This window comes from Homoserinibacter sp. YIM 151385 (genome assembly GCF_027912415.1).
Classification (GTDB): Bacteria; Actinomycetota; Actinomycetes; order Actinomycetales; family Microbacteriaceae; genus Schumannella.
In genome coordinates this window covers 537,657-561,499 of the sequence record NZ_CP115175.1, presented here as the reverse complement: position 1 = coordinate 561,499, position 23,843 = coordinate 537,657, and the positions used below count along the sequence as shown (strand labels likewise).

Annotated in this window: 21 protein-coding genes; 5 read left to right on the top strand and 16 right to left on the bottom strand. The window is 72.4% G+C overall.

Going from position 1 to position 23,843, the window contains the following annotated elements; all coding sequences use genetic code 11:
• Position 1 precedes the first annotated feature (1 nt).
• From OF852_RS02685 to dut, 10 genes are all read right to left on the bottom strand, one after another.
• Positions 2 to 1,480, bottom strand: coding sequence for a sodium/solute symporter (locus tag OF852_RS02685; RefSeq protein ID WP_271120273.1), 1,479 nt, complete (start codon positions 1,478 to 1,480; stop codon positions 2 to 4).
• Positions 1,477 to 1,833: a heavy metal transporter gene (locus OF852_RS02680; RefSeq protein ID WP_271120272.1), complete on the bottom strand. Its 357-nt coding sequence runs from the start codon at positions 1,831 to 1,833 to the stop codon at positions 1,477 to 1,479. Before OF852_RS02680 ends, OF852_RS02685 begins: the two co-directional genes overlap by 4 nt.
• On the bottom strand, positions 1,830 to 2,534 hold the full coding sequence (locus OF852_RS02675; RefSeq protein WP_271120271.1) for a LytR/AlgR family response regulator transcription factor: 705 nt from the start codon (positions 2,532 to 2,534) through the stop codon (positions 1,830 to 1,832). The genes OF852_RS02680 and OF852_RS02675 overlap by 4 nt, the downstream gene beginning before the upstream one ends.
• Positions 2,531 to 3,721 (bottom strand): sensor histidine kinase, encoded by a 1,191-nt coding sequence (locus OF852_RS02670; protein ID WP_271120270.1) that lies wholly within the window; start codon positions 3,719 to 3,721, stop codon positions 2,531 to 2,533. The genes OF852_RS02675 and OF852_RS02670 overlap by 4 nt, the downstream gene beginning before the upstream one ends.
• A 20-nt stretch (positions 3,722 to 3,741) precedes the next feature.
• A complete protein-coding gene (locus OF852_RS02665; RefSeq protein ID WP_271120269.1) occupies positions 3,742 to 3,942 on the bottom strand; it encodes a YbdD/YjiX family protein in 201 nt (66 codons plus the stop codon).
• A 3-nt stretch (positions 3,943 to 3,945) separates the two neighbouring features.
• Positions 3,946 to 6,156, bottom strand: coding sequence for a carbon starvation CstA family protein (locus OF852_RS02660; RefSeq protein WP_442908656.1), 2,211 nt, complete (start codon positions 6,154 to 6,156; stop codon positions 3,946 to 3,948).
• 201 nt (positions 6,157 to 6,357) lie between these two features.
• Entirely contained in the window at positions 6,358 to 9,174 is a 2,817-nt protein-coding gene (acnA, locus tag OF852_RS02655) for an aconitate hydratase AcnA (protein ID WP_271120267.1), read from the bottom strand.
• Between the two features lie 136 nt (positions 9,175 to 9,310).
• Positions 9,311 to 10,069 (bottom strand): DUF3159 domain-containing protein, encoded by a 759-nt coding sequence (locus OF852_RS02650; RefSeq protein ID WP_271120266.1) that lies wholly within the window; start codon positions 10,067 to 10,069, stop codon positions 9,311 to 9,313.
• The gene (locus OF852_RS02645; protein ID WP_271120265.1) at positions 10,069 to 10,716 is read right to left on the bottom strand and encodes a DUF3710 domain-containing protein; all 648 of its coding nucleotides are present in this window, start codon (positions 10,714 to 10,716) and stop codon (positions 10,069 to 10,071) included. The genes OF852_RS02650 and OF852_RS02645 overlap by 1 nt, the downstream gene beginning before the upstream one ends.
• Complete coding sequence (gene dut / locus OF852_RS02640) at positions 10,713 to 11,165, bottom strand: dUTP diphosphatase (protein WP_271120264.1); 453 nt, start codon at positions 11,163 to 11,165, stop codon at positions 10,713 to 10,715. The genes OF852_RS02645 and dut overlap by 4 nt, the downstream gene beginning before the upstream one ends.
• A gap of 37 nt (positions 11,166 to 11,202) precedes the next feature.
• Here dut and OF852_RS02635 point away from each other — a divergent pair, with 37 nt between their 5' ends.
• Together OF852_RS02635 and OF852_RS02630 are read left to right on the top strand one after the other, a co-directional pair.
• Positions 11,203 to 11,661 (top strand): DUF3093 domain-containing protein, encoded by a 459-nt coding sequence (locus OF852_RS02635; RefSeq protein WP_271120263.1) that lies wholly within the window; start codon positions 11,203 to 11,205, stop codon positions 11,659 to 11,661.
• Positions 11,658 to 12,440, top strand: coding sequence for a rhomboid family intramembrane serine protease (locus OF852_RS02630; protein WP_271120262.1), 783 nt, complete (start codon positions 11,658 to 11,660; stop codon positions 12,438 to 12,440). The genes OF852_RS02635 and OF852_RS02630 overlap by 4 nt, the downstream gene beginning before the upstream one ends.
• A 10-nt stretch (positions 12,441 to 12,450) precedes the next feature.
• Here OF852_RS02630 and OF852_RS02625 read toward each other — a convergent pair whose 3' ends face one another.
• Complete coding sequence (locus OF852_RS02625; RefSeq protein WP_271120261.1) at positions 12,451 to 12,744, bottom strand: DUF4193 domain-containing protein; 294 nt, start codon at positions 12,742 to 12,744, stop codon at positions 12,451 to 12,453.
• Between the two features lie 203 nt (positions 12,745 to 12,947).
• On the opposite strand from OF852_RS02625, the gene sepH reads away from it, so the two are divergent.
• A complete protein-coding gene (gene sepH / locus OF852_RS02620) occupies positions 12,948 to 13,964 on the top strand; it encodes a septation protein SepH (protein WP_271120260.1) in 1,017 nt (338 codons plus the stop codon).
• Between the two features lie 7 nt (positions 13,965 to 13,971).
• On the opposite strand, the gene OF852_RS02615 is transcribed toward sepH, so the two are convergent.
• A complete protein-coding gene (locus OF852_RS02615) occupies positions 13,972 to 15,084 on the bottom strand; it encodes an alkaline phosphatase family protein (RefSeq protein ID WP_271120259.1) in 1,113 nt (370 codons plus the stop codon).
• A gap of 12 nt (positions 15,085 to 15,096) precedes the next feature.
• Here OF852_RS02615 and OF852_RS02610 point away from each other — a divergent pair, with 12 nt between their 5' ends.
• A complete protein-coding gene (locus tag OF852_RS02610) occupies positions 15,097 to 17,568 on the top strand; it encodes a DNA gyrase/topoisomerase IV subunit A (protein WP_271120258.1) in 2,472 nt (823 codons plus the stop codon).
• A 129-nt stretch (positions 17,569 to 17,697) separates the two neighbouring features.
• On the opposite strand, the gene OF852_RS02605 is transcribed toward OF852_RS02610, so the two are convergent.
• On the bottom strand, positions 17,698 to 19,773 hold the full coding sequence (locus tag OF852_RS02605; RefSeq protein ID WP_271120257.1) for a DNA gyrase/topoisomerase IV subunit B: 2,076 nt from the start codon (positions 19,771 to 19,773) through the stop codon (positions 17,698 to 17,700).
• Between the two features lie 252 nt (positions 19,774 to 20,025).
• Here OF852_RS02605 and OF852_RS02600 point away from each other — a divergent pair, with 252 nt between their 5' ends.
• Positions 20,026 to 20,262: a DUF7455 domain-containing protein gene (locus OF852_RS02600; protein ID WP_271120256.1), complete on the top strand. Its 237-nt coding sequence runs from the start codon at positions 20,026 to 20,028 to the stop codon at positions 20,260 to 20,262.
• Between the two features lie 101 nt (positions 20,263 to 20,363).
• Here the strand turns inward: OF852_RS02600 and OF852_RS02595 are convergent, their stop codons facing one another.
• The 3 genes from OF852_RS02595 to OF852_RS02585 are packed head-to-tail and all read right to left on the bottom strand — an operon-like array spanning position 20,364 to position 23,717.
• Positions 20,364 to 21,074 carry a cobyric acid synthase gene (locus tag OF852_RS02595; RefSeq protein ID WP_271120255.1) on the bottom strand — a complete coding sequence of 237 codons (711 nt, stop codon included), beginning with the start codon at positions 21,072 to 21,074 and terminating at the stop codon, positions 20,364 to 20,366.
• Positions 21,071 to 22,315 (bottom strand): Mur ligase family protein, encoded by a 1,245-nt coding sequence (locus OF852_RS02590; RefSeq protein ID WP_271120254.1) that lies wholly within the window; start codon positions 22,313 to 22,315, stop codon positions 21,071 to 21,073. Before OF852_RS02590 ends, OF852_RS02595 begins: the two co-directional genes overlap by 4 nt.
• Positions 22,316 to 22,319: 4 nt before the next feature.
• Positions 22,320 to 23,717, bottom strand: coding sequence for an RNA polymerase sigma factor (locus OF852_RS02585; RefSeq protein WP_271120253.1), 1,398 nt, complete (start codon positions 23,715 to 23,717; stop codon positions 22,320 to 22,322).
• Between the last annotated feature and the right edge of the window lie 126 nt (positions 23,718 to 23,843).

Sequence of the window (23,843 nt, the reverse complement as noted above, 5' to 3'; positions counted from 1 at the left end):
CCTACGGCGTCGGCTGCTCGTCCGCGGTGAGGCGGCGCTCAGGCGCGTGGAGTCTCAGCAGACGCCGATGCGCTCCGGAAGGCGGCCCCCGCTGATCGAGCCGCGAGACGATGACGGCGACGGCGGTCGCGAGCGGTACCGTCCACAGCGCCGGCTGCTCGAGGAGCACCAGGTCGCCGAGGAGCCCGCTCGCGTCCAGCGCGACCGCGCCGATGCTCGAGGCGGCGCCGACGAGCATCGCGGCGATCGCACCGCGCGCGGTGAGCCGCCGCCACCACACCCCCAGGAGCAGCACGGGCGACATGCTCGAGGCGGCGACCAGGAAGACGAGCCCCACGCTCGAGGTGAGCCCGCCCGGCACCGAGACGAGGGCGAAGCCGACCGGCACGATCGCGCAGCCGAGCGCCGCGATCCGGAACGCGCGCACGCCGCCCCCGAGGAGGTCCTCGCTCACCGAGCCCGCGAGCGAGACCACCAGCCCGGAGGAGGTCGAGATGAAGGCCGCGAAGGCGCCCGCGATGATGATCGCGGTGACGACCTCCCCCGCGGGGCCCGGCAGCAGGCGGGCGGGGAGGAGCAGCAGGGCGGAGTCGGCGACCCCGGGCTCGGCGAGATCCGGCGCCACCATCCTCGCGAGCAGCCCCATCGTGCTCGAGAGCATGTAGAAGACGCTGATGAGGGCGATGACGACCAGCGTCGTCCGCCGTGCGGAGCCGCCGTCGGGGTTCGTGTAGAAGCGGACGAGCACGTGCGGGAGGCCCATCGTGCCCAGCAGCAGGGCGAGCATGAGCGAGGCCGTGCGCAGCGGGTCCTGCCCGGACGGGCCCGCATTCACGGGGAAGAGCTCGGCGCCGGCGCCCGCGCTCTCGTGCCCGCCCGCGGCGATGAGCAGCAGCACCACGGGCACGCCCATCGCGGTGAGCTTGAGCCAGTAGTGGAAGGCCTGCACGAAGGTGATCGACCGCATGCCGCCCGCGGCCACGATGACGCCGACCACGAGCGCGACCCCGGCGGCGCCGAGCCAGGGCGGGAGCCCGGTCACGACGTTGACCGTGATCGCGGCGCCGTGCAGCTGCGGCACGATGTACAGCCAGCCGATCACGACCACGAGCAGGGTGGTCACGCGCCGAGCCGCCGGCGAGTCGAGGCGGGCGGCGAGGAAGGCGGGGATCGTCCGCGCCCCGCTTCGACGCAGCGGCGCCGCGACGAAGACCAACAGGAGCAGATAGCCGCCGCAGTAGCCGATCGGGAACCAGAAGGCGTCGGTGCCGTCGAGGAGCACGAGGCCGGTGAGCCCGAGGAAGGTCGCCGCCGAGAGGTACTCGCCGCTGATCGCCGAGGCGTTCCACCAGGTGCGCACCGTGCGGGAGGCGACGAGGAAGTCGTCGGTGGTCCGCGAGATGCGGAGACCGTGGACCCCGACGACGACGGTCGCCAGCACGACGAGCCCGATCGCGCCGAGCGAGAGCCCCGCGCTCACGCGCGCACCGAGAGCGCGCGCCAGCGCCGCTCGTTCCGTTCCGCGCCGACCGCGAAGGCGACGCCCCAGGCGAGCACGACCGGGTAGAGGCCGTAGGCCTGCAGGAGCCAGTCGAGGGGCACGCCCCCGGGGCGGATCTCGTGGATGCCGGGCCAGAGCGCGATGAAGAGGGATGCGGAGATGCCGGTCGCGAGGAATCCCAGCGCGACGGAGATGCCGAGCCGCAGCTGCGCGCGCCGGAGCGAGGCGGTGTAGACCGCGTCGTCATCGTGCGCCGGCAGCCCCGAGTCCGCCGTCCGCTCGCCGTCGGGCGCGGTGACCCGAGTGCGGCCGGGTGCGGGATCGCCGGTCATCGTCCCTCGCCGAGCCGCTCGCGCACCGCGGGCAGCAGACGCCGGCTCACCGGCAGCTCCAGGCCGTCGACGAGCACCGCCGGCTGACGTCCGAGCCGCAGCTCCGCGACCGCCGAGCGCGCCACGAGGAAGCCGCGGTGGATGCGCACGAAGCCCGCCGCCTCCCACCGCTCCGCGAGCTCGCCGATCGTCGCCCGCAGCAGGTGGCTGCCGTCCGCGGTGTGGAGGCGTGCGTAGTCGCCCTGCGCCTGGACGAAGCGGATGTCGCGCCGCCGCACCCGCCGGACGGCGCCGGAGGCGAGCACGGCGACCACCTCGTCCTCCGCCGGCTCGGAACCGGCGACGGCGAGGATGCGGTCGATCGTCGTGCGCAGCCGCGCCTCGCGCACCGGCTTCAGGAGGTAGTCGGTCGCGGCGAGCTCGAAGGCGTCGATCGCGCGATCCTCATCCGCGGTGACGAAGACGAGCGCCGGCGAGCGGCCGGCCTGACGGAGCGCCCGCGCGAGCTCGAGGCCGGAGGCGCCCGGCATGTGGATGTCGAGGAAGGCCGCGTCGACGGGTGCGGCCCGGAGCGCCGCGGCCGCCTCCCCCGCCGTCGCGGCGCGGCGGATCCGACCGACGCGCGCGTCGCGGCGCAGCAGGAACTCGAGCTCGTCGAGCGCCGGGCGCTCGTCGTCGACGATGAGCACCGAGAGCGTCATGCGAGGGCCTCGTGTCCGGGCTGCGACCGCGGGACCTCGAGTCGCACGAGGGTGCCCGCGCCGGGACCCGTGTCGACGACGAGCCCGTGCCGGGCGCCGTAGCTGCGCCGCAGCCGGCGGTCGACGTTGCGGAGCCCGACGTGCTCGCCGTCGCCCTCCCCCGCCCCGGCGAGCACGCGCTCGAGGACCGCGGGGTCGGAGCCGGCGCCGTCGTCCTCGACCGCGATGCGCACGAGCGACCCGGCCTCCTCCGCCGTGACGGTGATGCGGCCGCCGCGCTCCTGCGCCTCGAGCCCGTGGCGGACGGCGTTCTCGACGAGCGGCTGGAGGCTGAGGAACGGGATCACGGTCGAGAGCGTCTCGGGTGCGATGCGCAGGGTCACCTGCAGGCGGTCGCCGAAGCGGGCGCGCTCCAGCTGAAGGTAGGCGTGGATGCTGCGCAGCTCCTCGGCGAGCGTCGTGTACTCCCCCTGCCGCCGGAACGAGTAGCGGGTGAAGTCGGCGAACTCGAGCACGAGCTCGCGGGCGGCCGCCGGGTCGCGGGTGATGGTCGAGGCGATCGCGTTGAGCGCGTTGTAGATGAAGTGCGGGCTGATCTGCGCGCGCAGCGCTCGGAGCTCCGACTCCGCGAGGGCCGCGCGCGAGTGCTCGAGCTCGGCGAGGCCGAGCTGCGCGGAGACCCACGCCGCGACCTCGCCGGAGGCGCGCACGAGCGGCGCGCGCGCCTCCTGCGCGACCGCGACCAGGGCTCCGGCAGCCTGCGTGCCCGCCGAGAGCGGCACGGCGACGAGCTGCGGCGAGCGGCCGTCGCCGAGCGCGCGGATCACGGTCCGGCCGGTCTCGGAGGCGTCACGCGCGACGGCGCGGAGCGCCTCCTGCTCGGCGGGGCGCCCGCCGGCCGCATCCTGGACGATCTCGCCCGAGTGGTCGACGAGCGCCAGCGCCTCGCAGCCCAGCAGCGCGCGGAGCTCCCGGGCGGCACGGGGCGCACCCGCGCCGGCGAGCCCGTCGCGGAGGTGGCCGGCGGCGCTTGCCGCGAGGTGCAGCGTGCGGTGGCGCGCGTGCTCGGCGTCCGTCCCGAGCTGGCGCGAGCCGCGCGCGTAGCTGCGCAACAGCACGCCGAGCAGCGCGAGGGCGGCGCCGACGAGCGCCCCGAGGAGCGCGGCGACGACGGTCGGCTCGGCCATGCGCCGAGCCTATCGGCGGCTCAGCAGCACCGGCCGCCGGGCGCGAGCTCCTGGGCGCGATGCCGCTCCGCCCAGAACTCGCGCTCGCTCGGCGGCGCCTGCCCGGGATGCGCGGAGGCCAGGTGCGCGACGTAGTCGCGATAGGCGGTCTCGCCCATCACGCCGGCGACGTACCAGCGGATCGCGCGCAGCGCGCGGCGCACCGCACCCGGCCCCGGCATCCCTCAGTGCCCCCTCGTCGCGGGCCGCCGCTCGGCCGGCAGCGCATCCCACTCCGCCTGGATCCGCCGCTCCTCCGACGTCGGCAGGAAGCCCGCCGGGGCGAACACGCGGGACGGCGTGGGCGCGTCCTCGTGCTCCTCGCCGGCCGTGCCGCGGAGGGCGCGGACCGTGACGACGAGGGAGGCCGCGATGACGACGATCGCGAGGGTGACGAAGATGATCGAGAGGGTGCCCTGCACGGCGGTGTTGCGCACGACCGCCTCCATCGCCTCGACGCTCGTCGCGGTCCCGAAGCTCGTCTCGCCCGCCGCGAGCGCGTCGCGGAAGGCCGCGTGGTTGGCCCAGTAGCCGACCGCGGGCACGGGCGAGAAGATCTTGTGCATCGAGGCGGTGATCGTCACGACGGCCGCGAAGCCGAGCGGGAGCGCGACGATCCAGATCCAGCGGAAGGTGCGGCGCTTCGCGACGATCGCGAGGCACACCGCGAGCGCGATCGCCGCGAGCAGCTGGTTCGCGATCCCGAACAGCGGGAACAGGGTGTTGATGCCGCCGAGGGGATCGGTCACGCCCATGATGAGGATCGCGCCCCAGCCCGCGACCATGATCGCGGTCGTGATGAGGACGCCGGGGCGCCAGCTCGTGTCCTTGAAGCGCGGGACGACGTTCCCGATCGAGTCCTGGAGCATGAAGCGCGCGACCCGGGTCCCGGCGTCCACCGCCGTGAGGATGAAGAGCGCCTCGAACATGATCGCGAAGTGGTACCAGAAGCCCATCATCCCGGTGCCGCCGATGAGCTGCTGCATGATGTGCGCGAGGCCGAGCGCGAGCGTCGGCGCCCCGCCCGTCCGCGAGACGATGCTCTCCTCCCCGACCTGCTGCGCGGTCTGCGTGAGCATGTCGGGCGTGAGGTCGACGCCCGCGAGGCCGAGCGAGTTCACGAAGGCGACCGCGCCCTCCACCGTCCCCTGCGTGACGGCCGGCGAGGAGTTCATCGCGAAGTAGATGCCCCGGTCGAGCGAGATCGCGGCGACGAGCGCCATGATCGCGACGAACGACTCCATGAGCATGCCGCCGTAGCCGATGAAGCGGGTCTGGCGTTCCTTCTCGATGAGCTTCGGCGTCGTCCCGGACGCGATGAGCGCATGGAAGCCGGAGAGCGCGCCGCAGGCGATCGTGACGAAGAGGAACGGGAAGATCGCGCCCGAGAAGACGGGACCGGTCTCGCCCCCGGCGAATTCGCTGAAGGCGGGGACCGCGATCTCCGGGCGCACGAGCACGATGGCCCCCGCGAGCATGACGATCACGCCGATCTTCATGAAGGTCGAGAGGTAGTCCCGCGGCGCGAGGAGGAGCCAGACGGGGAGCACCGCGGCGATGAAGCCGTAGACGATGATGCCCCAGGCGATCGTGGTGCGGTCGAGGTGGAAGAGCGCCTCGCCCCACTCGGTGCCGGCGACCCAGCCGCCCGCGACGATCGCGACCATGAGCAGGACGAAGCCGATGATGGAGACCTCGGTGATGCGGCCGGGCCGCAGGAACCGGAGGTAGAGCCCCATGAAGATGGCGATCGGGATCGTCATCGAGACGCTGAAGACGCCCCAGGGGCTCTCGCCGAGCGCGTTGACGACGACGAGCGCGAGGATCGCGACGATGATGATCATGATGAGCAGCGCCGCGACGATGGCCGCGGTGCCGCCGATGCGCCCGAGCTCGTCGCGCGCCATCTGGCCGATCGAGCGGCCGCCGCGGCGCATCGAGAAGAACATCACGAGGTAGTCCTGCACGGCACCCGCGAGGACGACGCCGACGATGATCCAGACGGTGCCCGGCAGGTAGCCCATCTGGGCCGCGAGCACGGGGCCGACGAGCGGACCGGCCCCGGCGATCGCCGCGAAGTGGTGGCCGAAGAGCACGCGCCGGTCGGTGCGGACGAAGTCCTTGCCGTCGGCCTTCGCCTCTGCGGGCGTCGCGCGCCGGTCGTCGGGCTTCGCGAGGTACCGCTCGATGACCTTCGAGTAGAAGCGGTACCCGATGAGGTAGGTGCAGACGGAGGCGAAGACGAACCAGATCGCGTTGATCGTCTCGCCGCGCACGAGGGCGAGCATCGTCCAGGCCACGCCGCCGAGGAGCGCGATCGCGACCCAGAGGAGGATCTTGGGCAGCGTCCAGCGCTTCCGGGCTGCGGGCGAGTCGTCGATCGAGACGGGCGGCATCTCGGGATCTGGGGCGAGCGAGGCGCCGCCGCCAGCTCGATCATCCGGTCGGGGGCTCGTGTCGTGCATCGCGCACTCCTGTTCGCTCGCGTCGTTGCGGGGTCCCTCGAAGCGTAGGAAGCGGCCCCGCACGCACGGAAGCGCCGTGCGCCGAGCGGCATCAGCCGCGCGACGAACGGCGCTTCGCGAGCGCGCGCCCGATCAGACCAGGCTGCGGAGGACGTACTGGAGGATGCCGCCGTTGCGGTAGTAGTCCGCCTCGCCCGGGGTGTCGATGCGGACGACCGCGTCGAACTCGACCACGGACTTCCCGGCCGGCGAGTGCTCGCTCGGCTCGGCCGTGACGTGGACGGTCTTGGGCGTGCGGCCCTCGTTGAGCTCCTCGATGCCGGTGATCGAGAAGACCTCCGTGCCGTCGAGCCCGAGGCTGTCGGCCGACTCCCCCGCGGGGAACTGCAGCGGGACCACGCCCATGCCGATGAGGTTGGAGCGGTGGATGCGCTCGAAGCTCTCGGTGATGACCGCCTTGACCCCGAGGAGGCTGGTGCCCTTCGCGGCCCAGTCGCGGCTCGAGCCCGAGCCGTACTCCTTGCCGCCGAGCACGACGAGCGGGGTGCCCGCCGCCTGGTAGTTGGAGCTCGCGTCGTAGATGAAGCTCTGCTCGCCCTCGGCCGTCGTGAAGTCGCGCGTGTAGCTGCCCTCGACGTTGTCGAGGAGCTGGTTGCGGAGGCGGATGTTGCCGAAGGTCCCGCGGATCATGACCTCGTGGTTGCCGCGACGCGAGCCGTAGGAGTTGAAGTCCTTGCGCTCGACGCCGTGCTCCGTGAGGTAGCGGCCGGCCGGGGTGTCCGCCTTGATGGACCCCGCGGGGCTGATGTGGTCGGTCGTGACCGAGTCGCCGAGCTTCGCGAGGACGCGCGCGCCCTGGATGTCGGTCACGGGCGTCAGCTCGAGCGTGAGGCCCTCGAAGTACGGGGGCTTGCGGACGTAGGTCGAGGCCTCGCTCCACTCGAAGGTCGAGCCCTCGGGCGTCGGGAGCGTGCGCCAGCGCTCGTCGCCCTCGAAGACGCTCGCGTACTGCGTGTCGAACATGTCGGAGTCGATCGAGGAGTCGATCGTCGCCTGGACCTCGGCGGAGTCCGGCCAGATGTCCTTGAGGTAGACATCGTTGCCCTCGTCGTCGGTGCCGAGCGCATCGGTCTCGAAGTCGAAGTTCATGGAGCCCGCGAGCGCGTAGGCGATGACGAGCGGCGGCGACGCGAGGTAGTTCATCTTCACGTCGGGGTTGATGCGGCCCTCGAAGTTGCGGTTGCCGGACAGAACGGCCGTCACGGCGAGGTCGCTGTCGTTGACGGCGGTCGAGATCTCGTCGAGCAGCGGGCCCGAGTTGCCGATGCAAGTCGTGCAGCCGTAGCCGACGGTGTAGAAGCCGAGCGCCTCGAGGTCCGCCGTGAGGCCCGCCTTCTCGTAGTAGTCGGTGACGACCTTGGACCCGGGCGCGAGCGTGGTCTTGACCCAGGGCTTGGCCTTGAGGCCCTTCTTCGCGGCGTTGCGCGCGAGGAGGCCGGCCGCGAGCATGACGCTCGGGTTCGAGGTGTTCGTGCACGAGGTGATCGCCGCGATCGCGACCGCGCCGTGGTCGATCGTGAACTCGGTGCCGTCGCCGAGCGCGACCTTCGTCGGCTTCGTGACGCGGGCGGGCGCGTGGCTGGTGTGGCTGTGCGAGTGGGCGTGCGCCGAGTCCTCGTCCTCGGCCGTGAAGCCGACCGGGTCGGAGGCCGGGAAGGTGGCCTCGACGGCGGCGTCCACCATCGTGTGGTCGGTGTCGGTGTAGTTCGCGAGGTCGACCTCGAACTGGCCCTTCGCGGCGCTCAGCTCGATGCGGTCCTGCGGGCGCTTCGGCCCGGCGATCGACGGGACGACGGTCGCGAGGTCGAGCTCGAGGTACTCCGAGTAGCTCGCCTCGTTCGAGGGGTCGTGCCACAGCGTCTGGAGCTTCGAGTACTCCTCGACCAGCGCGACCTGCTCGGCGCTCCGGCCGGTGAGGCGCAGGTAGTCGAGGGTGACGTCGTCGATCGGGAACATCGCCGCGGTGGAGCCGAACTCGGGGCTCATGTTGCCGATCGTGGCGCGGTTCGCGAGGGGCACCTGCCCGACGCCCTCGCCGTAGAACTCGACGAACTTGCCGACGACGCCGTGCCCCCGCAGCATCTCGGTGATCGTGAGGACGACGTCGGTCGCGGTGACGCCCGTCGGGATCGCGCCGGTGAGCTTGAAGCCGACGACCTTCGGGATGAGCATCGAGACGGGCTGGCCGAGCATGGCCGCCTCCGCCTCGATGCCGCCGACGCCCCAGCCGAGCACGCCGAGCCCGTTGACCATCGTCGTGTGCGAGTCGGTGCCGACGCAGGTGTCGGGGTAGGCGCGGAGGACGCCGTCGACGCTGCGCGAGTAGGTCACCTTGGCGAGGTGCTCGATGTTCACCTGGTGCACGATGCCCGTGCCCGGCGGGACGACCTTGAAGTCGTCGAAGGCCGTCTGGCCCCAGCGGAGGAACTGGTACCGCTCGCCGTTGCGCTCGTACTCGAGCTCGACGTTGCGCTCGAGGGCGTTCTCGCTGCCGAAGAGGTCGGCGATGACGGAGTGGTCGATGACCATCTCGGCCGGCGAGAGCGGGTTGATCCTCGTCGGGTCGCCGCCGAGCTCCGCCATGGCCTCGCGCATCGTCGCGAGGTCGACGATGCAGGGCACGCCGGTGAAGTCCTGCATGACGACGCGGGCCGGGGAGAACTGGATCTCGGTGTCGGGGTCCGCCTCGGGGACCCAGCTTCCGAGCGCCTCGATCTGCGCCTTCGTGACGTTCGCGCCGTCCTCGGTGCGGAGCAGGTTCTCGAGGAGGACCTTGAGGCTGAACGGCAGCTTCTCGAAGCCGGGGACCTGGTCGATCCGGTACACCTCGTACTCGGTGCCCGTCACGCTGAGCGTGGACTTGGACTGGAAGCTGTTGATCTGCGACACGGTGCCGTCTCCCTCGTGCTCTTGGGGACCATCCTGTCCACGCGCCCTCGCGCTCGTCCAGCAAGGCAAGCCTAAGCCTCGCGGAGGATGGTCCGCCCGCCGCGGAGCGGCGGAGTTATCTCGACATCGAGATAGTTTACACGCCGGAGGCGGGCTCGCCGTCGTTCCGAGGCGTCCAGGCCGTGCGGACGAGGAGCCAGGTCACCCAGAGCAGGCCCGCGTAGAGCGGCACGCCCATCACGAGCTTCGTCGCGGCGAGGGCCTGCGTCTGCTCGAGCGCCCAGAGCGGGAGCTGCACCGCGAGCCGGAGGGCGGACAGCGCGGCCCAGAGCGAGGTCGCGATGACGGCGACCCGGAGCTTCGCGCGGTCCTCCCGCCACTCGGTCGGCTGGCCCGTGAGATAGCCGACGATGAGCCCGACGAGCGGCCAGCGCACGGCGATGCTCACGACCATGACGCTCGCCGTCCCGGCGTTGATGAAGAAGCCAGGCACGAAGTTGTTCTCGGCGCGGCCGCTGATGAGCGCGAGCGCCGCCGAGATGCCGACGCCGAGCACGCCCGCGAGGGCCGTCGTGACCGGCTGGCGCTGCACGAGCCGGGCGACCACGAAGACCACGGCGACCGCGAGCGGCGCGAGCACGGAAGGCAGGAGCTCCTGCGTCGCCGTGAAGACCACGAGGAACCCCAGGCCCGGGAGGATCGACTCCACGAGACCGCGCACGCCGCCCATCGCGCCGAGCAGGGCACGGGCGCTCGGCGCCTCCCCCGGGGTCACGCTGCCGAGGCCGGAGCGCCGTGCCGCGACCGCCAGCGCCTCCGAGAAGGTCTCCGGCTCGCGATCGGGGGCGCCCTCCCCCTCGGCGGGCCGCGCCGCCCGATCCGCGTCGTCCGCCATCAGACGCTCTGCGCGCCGCTCTGGCCCTGCTGCCCCTGGACGCCCTGCGGCACCTGGAGCGGGATGAGATCGCGCGGGGGCATCGGGGTCCCGCCGCGCACGACGACGATGCTCCGGAAGAGCTCCTCGACCTGCGCGGCCGCCGACGCATCCACGGCCGCCTTGCCGCTGATGACGCCGCGGAGGAACCAGCGCGGGCCGTCGACGCCGATGAAGCGGGCGATGCGGACGCCGCCGGGCTCGGAGCCGGCCGGCGCCGGGATCTCGGCGCGCAGCTCGGGGCCGAGCGGGCCGTCGAGGTGCTGGACCCGCCCGCCCTGCTTCGCGATCTGATCGCCGATCTGCGAGCGGATCTCGTGCCACAGCCCGCTCGTGCGCGGCGCCGCGAAGGGCTGCACCTGGAGCGTCGACTCGGCGAAGTCGAGCGCGACCGCGACGACGCGCTTCGAGCCCTCCTCGACCTCGAGGCGCAGGCCGAGCTCGGGGCGCGGGACGATCTTCACGCCGCCGAGGTCGACGTAGGGCCGGACCGGGTTCGCCTCGGACTCGTCGAGCGGTCCTGCCGTGTCCCGGTCCTCCGGGGCCGACTTCTCGGGGTCGAGGGGCTGGTCCTCCGAGCCGGTCGGCTCGATCGATGTGTCGCTCACTGCACTCCTGACGTGTCGGCGTACCCGGTGGAGCCGAAGCCGCCCTCGCCGCGATGGCTGCCGGGGAGGCGCTCGACGGGCACGAATCGGGCGCGGCTCACCGGCATGACGATGAGCTGCGCGATGCGGTCGCCGACCCCGATCGAGTAGGACTCGTCGGGATCGGTGTTGAGCAGGGTGACCTTGATCTCGCCGCGGTAGCCGGCATCCACCGTCCCCGGGCTGTTCACGATCGTGATGCCGTGCTTCGCGGCGAGGCCGCTGCGCGGGACGACGAAGGCGACATGGCCGTCGGGCAGGGCGATCGAGACGCCGGTGCCGACGAGCGCGCGCCGCCCGGGTTCGAGCACGAGCGCCTCGGTCGAGGTCAGGTCGGCGCCCGCGTCGCCCGGATGGGCGTACTCGGGGATGCTCGGCGCAAGGATGAGCACCTCGACGGGGTCGGTCACGACGTCGAGGCTACCGGTTCGTGATCGAATGGGTGCCATGCCTGCATTCCGCGAGCGGCTCCGGCCCGCCGTCTGGGTCTTCCTCGCCACCGCGCTCGTGATCCCGGCGAGCCTGCTCGTCTTCCTCGTGATCCAGCCGCTCGTCGGCGTCGTCGTCGCGATCGGCCTCTACACCGCGATCGTCGTGCTGCTGATCGCGGGCACGCCCCGGATCGAGGTCGCGGACGGCGTGCTGCGCGCCGGCCGCGCGAGCATCCCCCTCGAGCTCGTCTCGGACGCGACCGCCTTCGAGGGGCGCGAGGCGGTGCTCGAGCGGGGGCAGCGACTCGATGCGCGCGCCTGGCTGCTCATCCGCGGCTGGATCGGCCCGGTCGTCCGCATCGGCATCGACGATCCCGGCGATCCGACGCCGTACTGGCTCGTCTCCACGCGGCGGCCCGAGGAGCTCGTCGCCGCGATCGAGGCCGCGACGGCCGAGGCGACGAGCCGGGGATGACCGCTCCGGTCGCCCACTGTGCGCGTCACCCCTTCGACGCGGCGACCGGCGCCTGCGGCCGCTGCGGCCGCCCCATGTGCGCGCGCTGCCTCCGCGAGACGCCGGAGGGATGGCGCTGCCCCGAATGCGCGGCGATGCAGGGCGCCGATCCGCGGCCCGCGTCCGAGCGGCTCGGCGCCGCGGGCGACGGCGGGCGCGGCGTCGTGACGTTCTCGCTCATCGGCGCGAACACGGTCGTCGCGGTCCTCGCCGCCGCGAGCGGCCTGGCGGCGGGGCTCGACCTTCGCTCGGTGCTGCTCGGCGGGGTGACCCCGCTCCACCTGTGGGGTGCGCTCGACGCCGCCTCGGTCGCCGAGGGCGGCTGGTGGCGCCCCCTCACCAGCATGTTCCTGCACTACGGCGCGATCCACCTCGGCATGAACATGCTCGCCCTCTCGTTCGCCGGCCGCCCGCTCGAGGCGGCGCTCGGTCGCACGCGCTTCCTGCTGCTGTATCTGCTCGGCGGCCTCGGCGGCAGCATCGCGGTCGTGCTGAGCGGCACGACCGCACTCACCGCGGGTGCCTCCGGCGCCATCTTCGGGCTCTTCGCGGCGCTCGTCGTCGTGCTGCGGCGGCTCGGCCGCTCGGCGGGCGCCGTCCTGCCCGTCATCGTCGCCAACCTCGTGCTCACCTTCGCGGTGCCCGGGATCTCGATCGCGGGACACCTCGGCGGGCTCGTCGCCGGCGCGGTGGCGGCACTCCTGCTCACGCCGCGCGCGAGGCGCCGCGGCTCACGTTAGGCGCCGGCGCTCAGGCCGCGCACTCGTGGCAGATCGGACCGAGCTTGGACTCGTGGTCGATCTGCGAGCGGTGCTTCACGAGGAAGCAGTTCATGCAGGTGAACTCGTCCGCCTGGGGCGGGAGGACGACGACGTCGAGATCGACGTCGGCGAGGTCCTGGCCGGCGAGCTCGTAGCTCCCCGGGTTGTCGGCGTCCTCGACGTCGACCACACCGGACATCTTGTCCGGGACGCGCTCCTGCAGGGCCTGGATCGACTCCGTGTCCTCGTCGGTCTTGCGCGGTGCGTCGTAGTCGGTTGCCATGCCCATCCATTCACGAGGAACGCCGTCCAGCCTGAGACGGCGGCGACAGTCTGCACGATCGTGGAACGATTCGCAAACCGTTTCCGACAGGTGCAGTGCGCCCGATCTGGAACTCGCGGCGCGCCCGTGTTATTCCCCGGTTCCGGCGACGGATCGTGGCATCCTGACCGCGGGATTCCGCAATCTCTGGAGGTCGAGTCGACATGCAGGAGCTCAAGGTCATCGGGATCGAGGACGGCTCGCTCGTGCTCGGGTCGAGCGACGGCGCGCGATACCGCGTCGCGGTCGACGAGACGCTGCAGAACCGGGTGCGCCAGGCGCTCCCGAGCGCAGCCGGCGAGAAGCGCATCGCGCCGCGCGAGGTGCAGGCGCACATCCGCGCGGGCATGTCGGCGGAGGAGGTCGCCAAGGTGACCGGCGCCTCGCTGGAGTACGTGCAGCGGTTCGAGGGCCCCGTCGTGGCCGAGCGCGAGTACGTCATCGAGTCCGCGCTCAACGTGCGCGTGCACACCGCGGGCGACACGGATCCCGCCGCCGACGGCGCGAGCTTCGGCTCGGTCATCCGTCAGCGCCTGGCCGACGCCGGCGCGAGCGAGGAGTCATGGTCGGCCTGGAAGGAGGCCGCGGGCGGCTGGGTCGTCGCGCTCGGCTTCACCGCCGAGACGGTCGAGCGCTCCGCCCGCTGGAGCTTCGAGCCGCGCAAGCGAGCGCTGTCGCCGCTCGACCAGGAGGCGGTCCAGCTCTCGCAGCAGGGCGACATGCCGCAGAGCCTCATCCCCCGGCTCCGCGCCGTGCCGAGCTCGGAGTCGGAGGCGTCGCGCCGCTTCGACAGCGGCGCCTTCGCGGTCGACGACACCCCGGAGACGGGTCCGCTCCTCGAGCCGGTCCCCTTCGGCCGCCAGACCGAGGCGGACATGAACCAGACCGCGGACCTGCTCGAGGCGCTTCGACGCCGCCGTGGCGAGCGCGAGGTCGCCACCCCCGAGGAGTTCGCGGATCACGACCCTCGCGCAGAGCACCCCTCCGGGGCGATCCGACTCGTCGACGTCCCGCTCGACGGCCTCGGCGACCCGCGCGACGAGGAGCCGGCGGCCCCGCCCGCGGGCGATGCGGCTCCCGGCAGCCCGGTCACGAGCATGAGCGGCCGCAGCCGCAAGGGGCGCGCGTCGATGCCGAGCTGGGACGAGATCGTCTTCGGGGCGCGCTCGGACGAGGACTGACGCGCCGCTACGCGAAGGCCCCGAACCGCAGCAGCGGCACCGCGGTCTCCTCGGGGCTCAGCGCGCCGTGCTGGCCGATCATGCCCCGGCCCCGCGACTCGGGGTCGACGTAGAGCGCGATCCGGGTCCTGGCGATCACGAGCACCTCGCCGAGCCGCGGCAGGAGCGCCCGGTCGATCTCGCCGAGTGCGCCCGAGGCGACGAGCTCCTCGCGGCTCGCGACCCACGCGCGCTTCCCGAGGCGGGCCGCGAGCCGGGCCATGAGCGACGCCGCATCCGCGCCGGCCTCGAGGTGCAGCTGCAGCGCCCGCGGCTCCCCCGCGACGTGCCGTACCCCCTCCAACAGCGCGGGCTCGAGCACGATCTGCGCCTCGGCCGGGATGTCGAGGATGCCGTGATCGGCCGTCACGAGGAGACCGCGACCCGGCCCGTAGGCGTGGAGCCCCTGCCGCACCTCGCCGTCGAGCGCCTCGAGGGCGGCCACCCACTCGGCGGAGTCGACGCCCGCGCGATGCGCGATGACGTCGAGCTCCGGGACGTAGACGTAGACGAGAGAGCGGCCCGGCCGCCGGATCGCCGCGGCCGCCCTGGCCAGGCGGTCGGCGATCGAGGCGGCCGGCAGGTACTCGGCGCCTCGGAGCACGGCCCTTGTGAACCCCGAGTCGGCGTAGCGCGCCGGTCCGATCGCGAGCGCCCGGATGCCGTGCGCCGTCGCCCGCTCGAAGACGGTCGCGACCGGCTGCCAGCGCTCGGGCGCCATCCCGGCATCCCACCCGCTGAGCTGGTTGACGACGCGGTCGCGCGCCGGATCGAGCACCTCGTAGCCGAAGAGGCCGTGACGGCCGGGGCGCTCGCCGGTCGTCAGCGTCGCGATCGCCGAGGCGGTCGTCGTGGGGAAGCCCGAGCCGATCGCGGAGCGCGGCCCGAGGGCGCCGGCGAGCGTCCTCGCGTGCGCCGAGCGCTCCCGGAGCTGCCGCTCGCCGAGGCCGTCGACGAGCAGGACGACGGCGTGCTCGACCGGCGGGAGGCCGAGCGGCCCCGCCTCGCCGGAGAGCGCCGAGAGGCAATTCGGCATGACGTCCGCGAGGCTGAACCGGTGCGTGGAGGTCGCCGGTAGCATGGCGTCGATCTTATGACTCCCCCACGAAAGCCGTCCGGCTCGGACACCGCGAACCTGCCCGCTGGCGAGCGCATCGAGGAGGTCGACGTCTCGGCCGAGATGCAGGGCTCCTTCCTCGAGTACGCCTACTCCGTCATCTACTCGCGCGCCCTCCCGGACGCCCGCGACGGCCTCAAGCCCGTCCAGCGACGCATCCTGTTCCAGATGAGCGAGATGGGCCTGCGACCCGACCGCGGCCACGTGAAGTCGGCCAGAGTCGTCGGCGACGTGATGGGCCGGCTGCACCCGCACAGCGACACCGCGATCTACGACGCGCTCGTCCGTCTCGCCCAGGACTTCACGATGCGCGTGCCGCTGGTCGACGGCCACGGCAACTTCGGCTCGCTCGACGACGGCCCCGCGGCGCCCCGCTACACGGAGGCGCGGCTCGACGCCTCGGCCCTGGCGATGTGCGAGGGGCTGGATGAGGACGTCGTCGACTTCGTCCCCAACTACGACAACCAGTTCACGCAGCCGGCCGTGCTGCCCGCCGCCTACCCGAACCTGCTCGTCAACGGGGCGAGCGGCATCGCGGTCGGCATGGCGACGAACATGGCCCCGCACAATCTCATCGAGGTCGTCGGGGCGGCGCGTCACCTCCTCGAGCACCCCGAGGCGAGCGTCGCCGAGCTCATGGAGTTCGTCCCCGGGCCCGATCTGCCCTCGGGCGGCACGATCGTCGGCCTCGACGGCATCCGCGACGCCTACGAGACCGGGCGCGGCACCTTCAAGACGCGCGCCAAGGTCGCGGTCGAGCAGATCACGCCCCGCAAGTCGGGGCTCGTCGTCACCGAGCTGCCCTACCTCGTCGGTCCCGAGCGCGTCATCGAGAAGATCAAGGACGGCGTCCAGTCGAAGAAGATCAACGGGATCTCGGACGTCACCGATCTCACCGACCGCAAGAACGGCCTCCGGCTCGTCATCGGCATCAAGACGGGCTTCAGCCCGGATGCCGTGCTCGAGCAGCTCTACCGGCTCACGCCGCTCGAGGACGGCTTCGGCATCAACAACGTCGCGCTCGTCGAGGGGCGCCCGCAGACGCTCGGCCTGCGCGAGATGCTCCGGGTCTACCTCGATCACCGGATCCAGGTCGTCACCCGCCGTTCGCAGTACCGCCTCGACCGGCGGCGCGAGCGCCTGCACCTCGTCGAGGGCCTGCTCATCGCGATCCTCGACATCGACGAGGTCATCCAGGTCATCCGGTCCTCGGACGACACCGCGCAGGCGCGCACGCGCCTCATCGACGTCTTCGACCTCAGCCAGGTGCAGGCCGAGTACATCCTCGACCTCCAGCTGCGCCGGCTCACGCGCTTCAGCCGCATCGAGCTCGAGACGGAGCGCGACCGGCTGCGCGCCGAGATCGAGGCGCTGCTCGAGCTCCTCGGCGATCCCGCGAAGCTGCGCGCGCTCGTCTCGGAGGAGCTGGAGGAGGTCGCGGAGCGGTTCGGGACGCCGCGGCGCACGCTCCTCACGAATGCGAAGCCCTCGATCGCCGCGGCCGGCTCCCGGAAGGCGGCGGCCGCCATGTCGCTCGAGATCGCCGACCAGCCGTGCATCGTCCTCCTCTCGACGACCGGCCGCGCAGTCCGGGTGGATCTGCCGGAGGGCGCCGAGCGTCCCGGCGCGCCCGCACGACGGAGCCGGCACGACGCCATCCTCGCGAGCGTCGACACGACGACCCGCGGCGAGCTCGGCGCCGTCACGAACCGCGGCCGCCTCATCCGCTTCTCGCCCGTCGATCTGCCGGCCGTGCCGACCAACTCGGTCCAGCTCGGCGCGGGCGCGCGGATCCGCGACTACCTCGGCCTCGCCGACCGGAAGGAGCGGGTGCTCGCGCTCGTCTCGCTCGCCTCGGAGGTGCCGATCGCGCTCGGCACGCGCCAGGGCGTCGTCAAGCGGGTGGCCCCCGGCGCCTGGCCGAACCGCCCCGAGTTCGAGGTGATCGCGCTGAAGCCCGGCGACGAGCTCGTCGGCGCCGCACCCGGCCCGGACGGCCAGGAGCTCGTCTTCGCCACCTCCAATGCGCAGCTGCTGCGCTTCCCCGCGGCGTCCGTGCGCCCCCAGGGGGTCTCCGCCGGCGGCATGGCCGGCATCTCGCTCGCGAAGGACGCCGCCGTCGTCTTCTTTGGCAGCCTGTCGGCGGAGGGGGCGGTCGTCGTGACCATCTCGACCTCGGGCGAGACGCTCATGGGCGTCGATCCCGGGCGCGCGAAGGTCTCGGACTTCGCGGAGTTCCCCGCGAAGGGCCGGGCGACCGGCGGGGTCCGGGCGCACGCGCTCCTCAAGGGCGAGGTGGGGCTCTCCCTCGCGTGGGCTGGTCCCGGTCCCGCGCTCGCGGTCGGCTCCGACGGGTCGCAGCGCGCGCTCCCCGAGTCCGGTGCGAAGCGCGACGGCTCGGGCTCGAACCTGGACGCCGCCGTCGGCAGCATCGGCCGCAGCCGCTAGGAGTCGCGGGAGCCCGGCGTCGGGCGGTGCCGGGGCTCGCTCGGCCCGCACCAGCACAGGGTGGGTTTCTCCGCATTCGCCGCGCGGATCCGCGCGGCGAATGCGGAGAAACTCACCCTGCGGCGGGGATCAGACGTCGACGCGGATGTCGTCGAGCCCCTGGCCCTGGATGATGAACTCCTTGCGGGGCGCGACCTCGTTGCCCATGAGGAGCTCGAAGACGCGGGCGGCGTTCTCGGCGTCGTCGATGCGGACGCGGCGCAGGGTGCGGTGCTCGCGGCTCATCGTCGTCTCCGCGAGCTGGTCCGCATCCATCTCGCCGAGTCCCTTGTAGCGCTGGATGGGGTCCTGATACTTGCGCCCCGACTTCCGGAGGGAGGCGAGCACGCCGTGGAGCTCCTGCTCGGAATAGGTGTAGACGATCTCGTTCGGCTTCGAGCCCGGATTCTGGATGACGACCCGGTGCAGCGGCGGGACGGCCGCGAAGACGCGCCCCTCCTCGATCATCGGGCGCATGTAGCGGAAGAAGAGCGTGAGGAGCAGCGTGCGGATGTGCGCGCCGTCGACGTCGGCGTCGCTCATGATGATGACCTTGCCGTAGCGGGCCTGCGCGATCTCGAAGGAGCGCCCCGAGCCCGCACCGACGACCTGGATGATCGAGCCGCACTCGGCGTTCGAGAGCATGTCGGCGATCGAGGCCTTCTGCACGTTGAGGATCTTGCCGCGGATCGGCAGCAGCGCCTGGAACTCGCTGTCGCGCGCGAGCTTCGCGGTCCCGAGCGCGGAATCGCCCTCGACGATGAAGAGCTCGGTGTCGGCGACGTCGTTCGAGCGGCAGTCGACGAGCTTCGCGGGCAGCGAGGAGGACTCGAGCGCGTTCTTGCGGCGCTGCGTGTCCTTGTGGGCGCGAGCCGAGAGCCGGCTCTTCATCTCGGCGACGATCTTCTCGAGCACGAGCCCCGTCTGCGCCTTGTCGTCGCGCTTGGTGCTCGCGAAGCGCTCGGACATGGCCTTCGCGACGACCGAGGAGACGATCTGGCGGATCGCGGGCGTGCCGAGGATCTCCTTCGTCTGACCCTCGAACTGCGGCTCGGGGATGCGGACCGTCAGCACCGCGGTCATGCCGGCGAGGACGTCGTCCTTCTCGATCTTGTCGCCGCCGAGCTTGAGGCGCCGGGCGTTCTTCTCGGCCTCCGCGCGCATGAAGCGGAGCAGGCCCGCCTCGAAGCCGGCCTGGTGGGTGCCGCCCTTCGGGGTCGCGATGATGTTCACGAAGGAGCGGAAGACCGTCTCGTAGCCGGTGCCCCAGCGCAGCGCCAGGTCGACCTCGGCCTCGCGCTGCACCTCGGTCGAGACCATGTGGCCGTTCGCCTGGAGTACGGGCACGGTCTCGGTGTAGGTCCCCGTGCCCTGGATGCGCCAGGTGTCGGTGACCGCGGCATCCGGCGCGAGGTACTCGGCGAACTCGGCGATGCCGCCGTCGTAGCGGAAGCGCTCGCGCTGCGGCTCCTCGGCCCGCTCGTCGACGAGGTCGATCGCGAGGCCCGGCACGAGGAAGGCGGTCTGGCGTGCGCGGCCGAGGAGCTCCTCGAACTGGAACTCGGCGCCTCTGGTGAAGATCTGACGATCGGCCCAGTACCGGATGCGCGTGCCGGTCCGGCCCTTCGCGACCTTCCCGACGACGCGCAGCTCGCTCCCCGAGACGAAGGGCGTGAAGGGCGCGTCGGGTGTCGGCGCGCCCTCGTCCGCGAAGGTGCCCGGCTCGCCGCGGTGGAACGACATCGCCCAGGTCTTCCCGTCGCGGTCGACCTCGACGTCAAGCCGCTCCGAGAGGGCGTTCACGACGGAGGCGCCGACGCCGTGCAGGCCGCCCGAGGCCGCGTAGGAGCCGGAGCCGAACTTGCCGCCGGCGTGGAGCTTCGTGAAGACGACCTCGACACCCGTGAGCCCCGTCTTGGGCTCGACGTCGACCGGGATGCCGCGCGCGCGGTCCCGCACCTCGACGCTCTGGTCCGGGTGAAGGACGACCTCGATCTCGGCACCGTGGCCGGCGAGGGCCTCATCGACGGAGTTGTCGATGATCTCCCATAGGCAGTGCATGAGGCCGCGCGAGTCGGTCGAGCCGATGTACATCCCGGGGCGCTTCCGGACGGCCTCGAGCCCCTCGAGGACGGAGAGGTGCCGTGCGGAGTAGTCGTTCGCCACGTGTTCGGTGCTCCTGGGGTTCGGATCTGCATGCGGCCGGTCGGGAATGCCCCCGCCGAGGCCGCCGTTGAGTCTAGTGATCGACAGGGTCCCCATCCGGCCGACACCCGGGTGCCGAATCACATCCGAGCACGACCGGGGCGAGCAGGCTACGCGTTGAGCGAAATGCACCGCGCGCGTCCGGCGAGCCGGACCGGCTCGTGCTTACATGGAGCACGTACGAGGACCACTTCGAGCGAGAAGGAGCACCGAATGTCGCAGATCACCTCAGCCCCGGTCGACGAGCTCGACTCGCCCGCCCTCACCGCCTTCGACCGCTGCGACAGCTGCGGCGCCCAGGCCTACGTCCGGGTGACGCTGTCGTCGGGTGAGCTCCTCTTCTGCGCCCACCACGGCGCGAAGTTCAAGGAGAAGCTGTCGCCGACCGCGCTCAGCTGGCACGACGAGTCGAGCCGTCTCCACGACACGCGCACCGTCGTCGAGGACTAGGCGAGGGCCGCAGAGCCAGAGCGTGAAGGAGCCGCCCGCGATCATCGCGGGCGGCTCCACTGCTGTGGTCCGGACCGCGCCGCCCGGTCGGGTGGCCCGGCTCAGCCGCGGAGGCCGACGGCGGCGAGGATGCGGTCGCGGGCTCCCTGCGCGAGCGCGTCGGCGGCCTCGATCCGCGGCGAAGCGGCATCCACGGCGATCCCGGCCGCCGCGAGCAGCTCGTCCGCCAGCCCCGGGTTCTTCGCGAGGACCGGGCCGTGGAGCCGCGTCCCGATCGCGGAGCCGGAACGGGCGCCCTCCCGGCCTCCGCCGTCGCCCGTGCCGTGCACGACCCGGCCGAGCGGCGCGTCCTCGGAGCCGACGATGCCGCGCGCGTGGTTCTCGAAGCCCGCGAGCCGGAATCCAGCGGCATCGACCACGAGGTCGTCGGTCGCACGCGACGGCAGGGGTCGCGCGATGCCGCCGAACAGGCCGAATCCCCGAATGCGGCTCCCGGGCGCCGGCTCGATCGCCTCGGCGAGGAGCTCGAAGCCGGTTCCGACCGCGAGGATCGGCACGCCGTCCGACACCCAGCCGCGGAGCGCATCCCCGATCCCGGCGAGGGAGGCGGCGAGGGCCGGCAGCGCGGCGTCGACGGAGGATCCGACCACGAGCACGGCGGGCGCGGCCGGAGCCGGCTCGCCGAGCGCGAGCGGCTGGACGACCGCGTCGACGCCCGACCAGCGGGCGCGCTGAGCGAGGACGAGGGCGTTCTGCGCATCGCCGTTCACGTCGAGGAGCTCGGGGTAGAGGCTGAGGATCCGGTGCGTCACGAGGCCAGCCCCAGGTGGCTGCGGATGCGGCGCATCGAGTCGGCGGTGAAGATGATCGTCTTTACGCCGCGCTCGGGTGCCGGCAGGGCGAGGAAGTCGTCGACCGCGCGTGCGAGATCGAGCTCGACGCGATCCACCTCGACGCCGTGATAGGCGAGGTGCAGCGCGAACTCGTGCGCCTTGACGCCCGTCGCGATCCGCGCACGGCCGATCCGCGCGGGGTCGACGGGCCAGAAGTAGCCGGGATCGCGGACGTCGGAGCCCATGGCGACGAGCACCTGATCGAGCCCCTCGTCGAGCGCGTCGACGTTGAGCTGGTAGCTCGCGGGGTTCTGCACGAGCACGAACTCGACCTGCTGGCCGCGGACCGTCGTGATCTCGCCCCGCGCGAAGACGGCGGTCATGCCCGAGATCGCCGCGGCCGCCGTGCCCGCGTCGAAGTCGGCGCCGAGGATGCCGCGGGCGCTCGCGAGCGCCGCCGCGGCATCGAGGGCGTAGTGGAGGCCCTTCGCCGGCAGCGCGAGCTCGACCCGCGAGCCGTCGAGGGAGACGACCGCGGAGCGTCCCGTGCTCGACTCGACGACGACGCCGGATGCGAGGCGCTCCGCCGTCTCGCGCGCGAGCCCGAGCCCGCGCGGGGAGGCGTCGCGGACCTCGGCGGAGACCCCGAAGCGGTCGACGGCGACGCCGCCCGGCAACTCGAGCTCGGCGAGCATCGCGTCGTCCCCGTTGAGCACGACCCGCTCGCTCGCTCGTGCGGCGATGCGCCCCAGCATCCCCTGGACCCGCTCCGAGTCGAAGAAGCGATCGATCTGGTCGGTCATGACGTTCGTGAGCACCACGACACGCGGGCGGAGCCGCGGCGCGATCGCCGCGCCGTGCCCCTCGTCCATCTCGAGCACCGCGAGGTCGGCGTCGATGCGCCCCGAGAGCGACACCCGCTCGAGCAGCGCCGAGGTGAGCCCCTGCGCGATGTTCGCGGTCGAGGGGTTCGTGAAGACCCGGCGGCCGTGCGCCTCGAGGATCGTCACGAGCATCTTCGTCGTCGTCGACTTGCCGCTCGAGCCGCTCACCACCACGAGGCCGTCGCGGAATCCGGAGAGCGTCTCGGGCAGGAAGCCGGGCGCCACGCGGTTGACGACGAGCCCCGGGACGGCCGAGCCGCCCCCGGGCTTGCGCAGGCGCGCTACGAACCGCGCGAGCCTGCCGAGCAGGATCGCGGGGGCGAAGCGCAGGCCCACCGGCCTACTCGAGGTAGTCGCGCAGCGACTGCGAGCGCGAGGGATGCCGCAGCTTCGCCATCGTCTTCGACTCGATCTGGCGGATGCGCTCGCGCGTCACGCCGAAGGTGTCGCCGATCTGGTCGAGCGTCTTCGGCATCCCGTCGCCGAGGCCGAAGCGCATGCGGATCACGCCCGCCTCGCGCTCCGAGAGCGAGTCGAGGAGCGACTCGAGCTGCTTCTGCAGCATCGTGAAGCCGACCGCGTCAGCCGGGACGACCGCCTCGGTGTCCTCGATGAGGTCGCCGAACTCCGAATCGCCGTCCTCGCCGAGCGGCGTGTGGAGGGAGATGGGCTCGCGACCGTACTTCTGGACCTCGATGACCTTCTCGGGCGTCATGTCGAGCTCGCGGCTGAGCTCCTCGGGCGTGGGCTCGCGGCCCAGGTCCTGGAGCATCTGGCGCTGGACGCGCGCGAGCTTGTTGATGACCTCGACCATGTGGACCGGGATGCGGATCGTGCGCGCCTGGTCGGCCATGGCGCGGGTGATCGCCTGGCGGATCCACCACGTCGCGTAGGTGGAGAACTTGAAGCCCTTGGTGTAGTCGAACTTCTCCACGGCGCGGATGAGTCCGAGGTTGCCCTCCTGGATGAGGTCCAGGAACTGCATGCCGCGACCCGTGTAGCGCTTCGCCAGCGAGACGACGAGACGGAGGTTCGCGCCGAGCAGGTGGCTCTTCGCGCGCTGTCCGTCGCGGGCGACCCAGTTGAGCTCGCGGCCGAGCTGGCTGCGCTTCTCGCTCTCGCTCATCGAGGAGAGCTTCTCCTCCGCGAAGAGACCGGCCTCGATGCGCATCGCGAGCTCGACCTCCTCCGCGGCGTTGAGGAGCGCGACCTTGCCGATCTGCTTGAGGTAGTCCTTGACCGGGTCCGCGGTCGCGCCGGTGATGGCGGCCGAGTAGATGGGGACCTCGTCCTCGTCGTCGCCCATCGTGAGGCGGAGCGCGCCGGTCGGGAGGGGCTCGTCGCCCGCGGCCTCCGGCTTCGCGGCGCCGTCCTCGGAGTCGCCGTTCTCGGCGCCCTCGTCGTCGCCGGAGTCGGTGTCGTCGCCCGGGGTGTCGTCGCCCTCGTCCTCGACGACGTCCTCCTCCTCGTCCTCGCCGTCCTTCGACGCCTTGGCGGACTTCGAGCCGCGCGGGGAGGCGGACGCCGACGGCTTCTTCGCCGCGGTGGCCTTCTTCGACGCGGTCGCCTTCTTCGCGGCCGGGGTGTCGGCCGTCTTCTTCGCGGCGGTCTTCGCGCTGCTCGTCTTCGCGGCGGCGGACTTGGACGCCGGCGCGGACTTCGTGGTGGATGCGGCGGCGGCGGCGCTCGTCGCCGTGCCGCGCGCGTCCTCCTGTGCGGCCGTCTTTCGCGTAGCCATGAGACCCCTTCCCGGGTGCTTCTGGGCAGTACGTAGACCCGTGTCAAGGCCCCTGCCGTTCCGCGGCGCTGCTGGTGGGCAGTGCCGGATGCGGCGTTCCGGTGCGGGCGAACCGCGCCGGAGGGG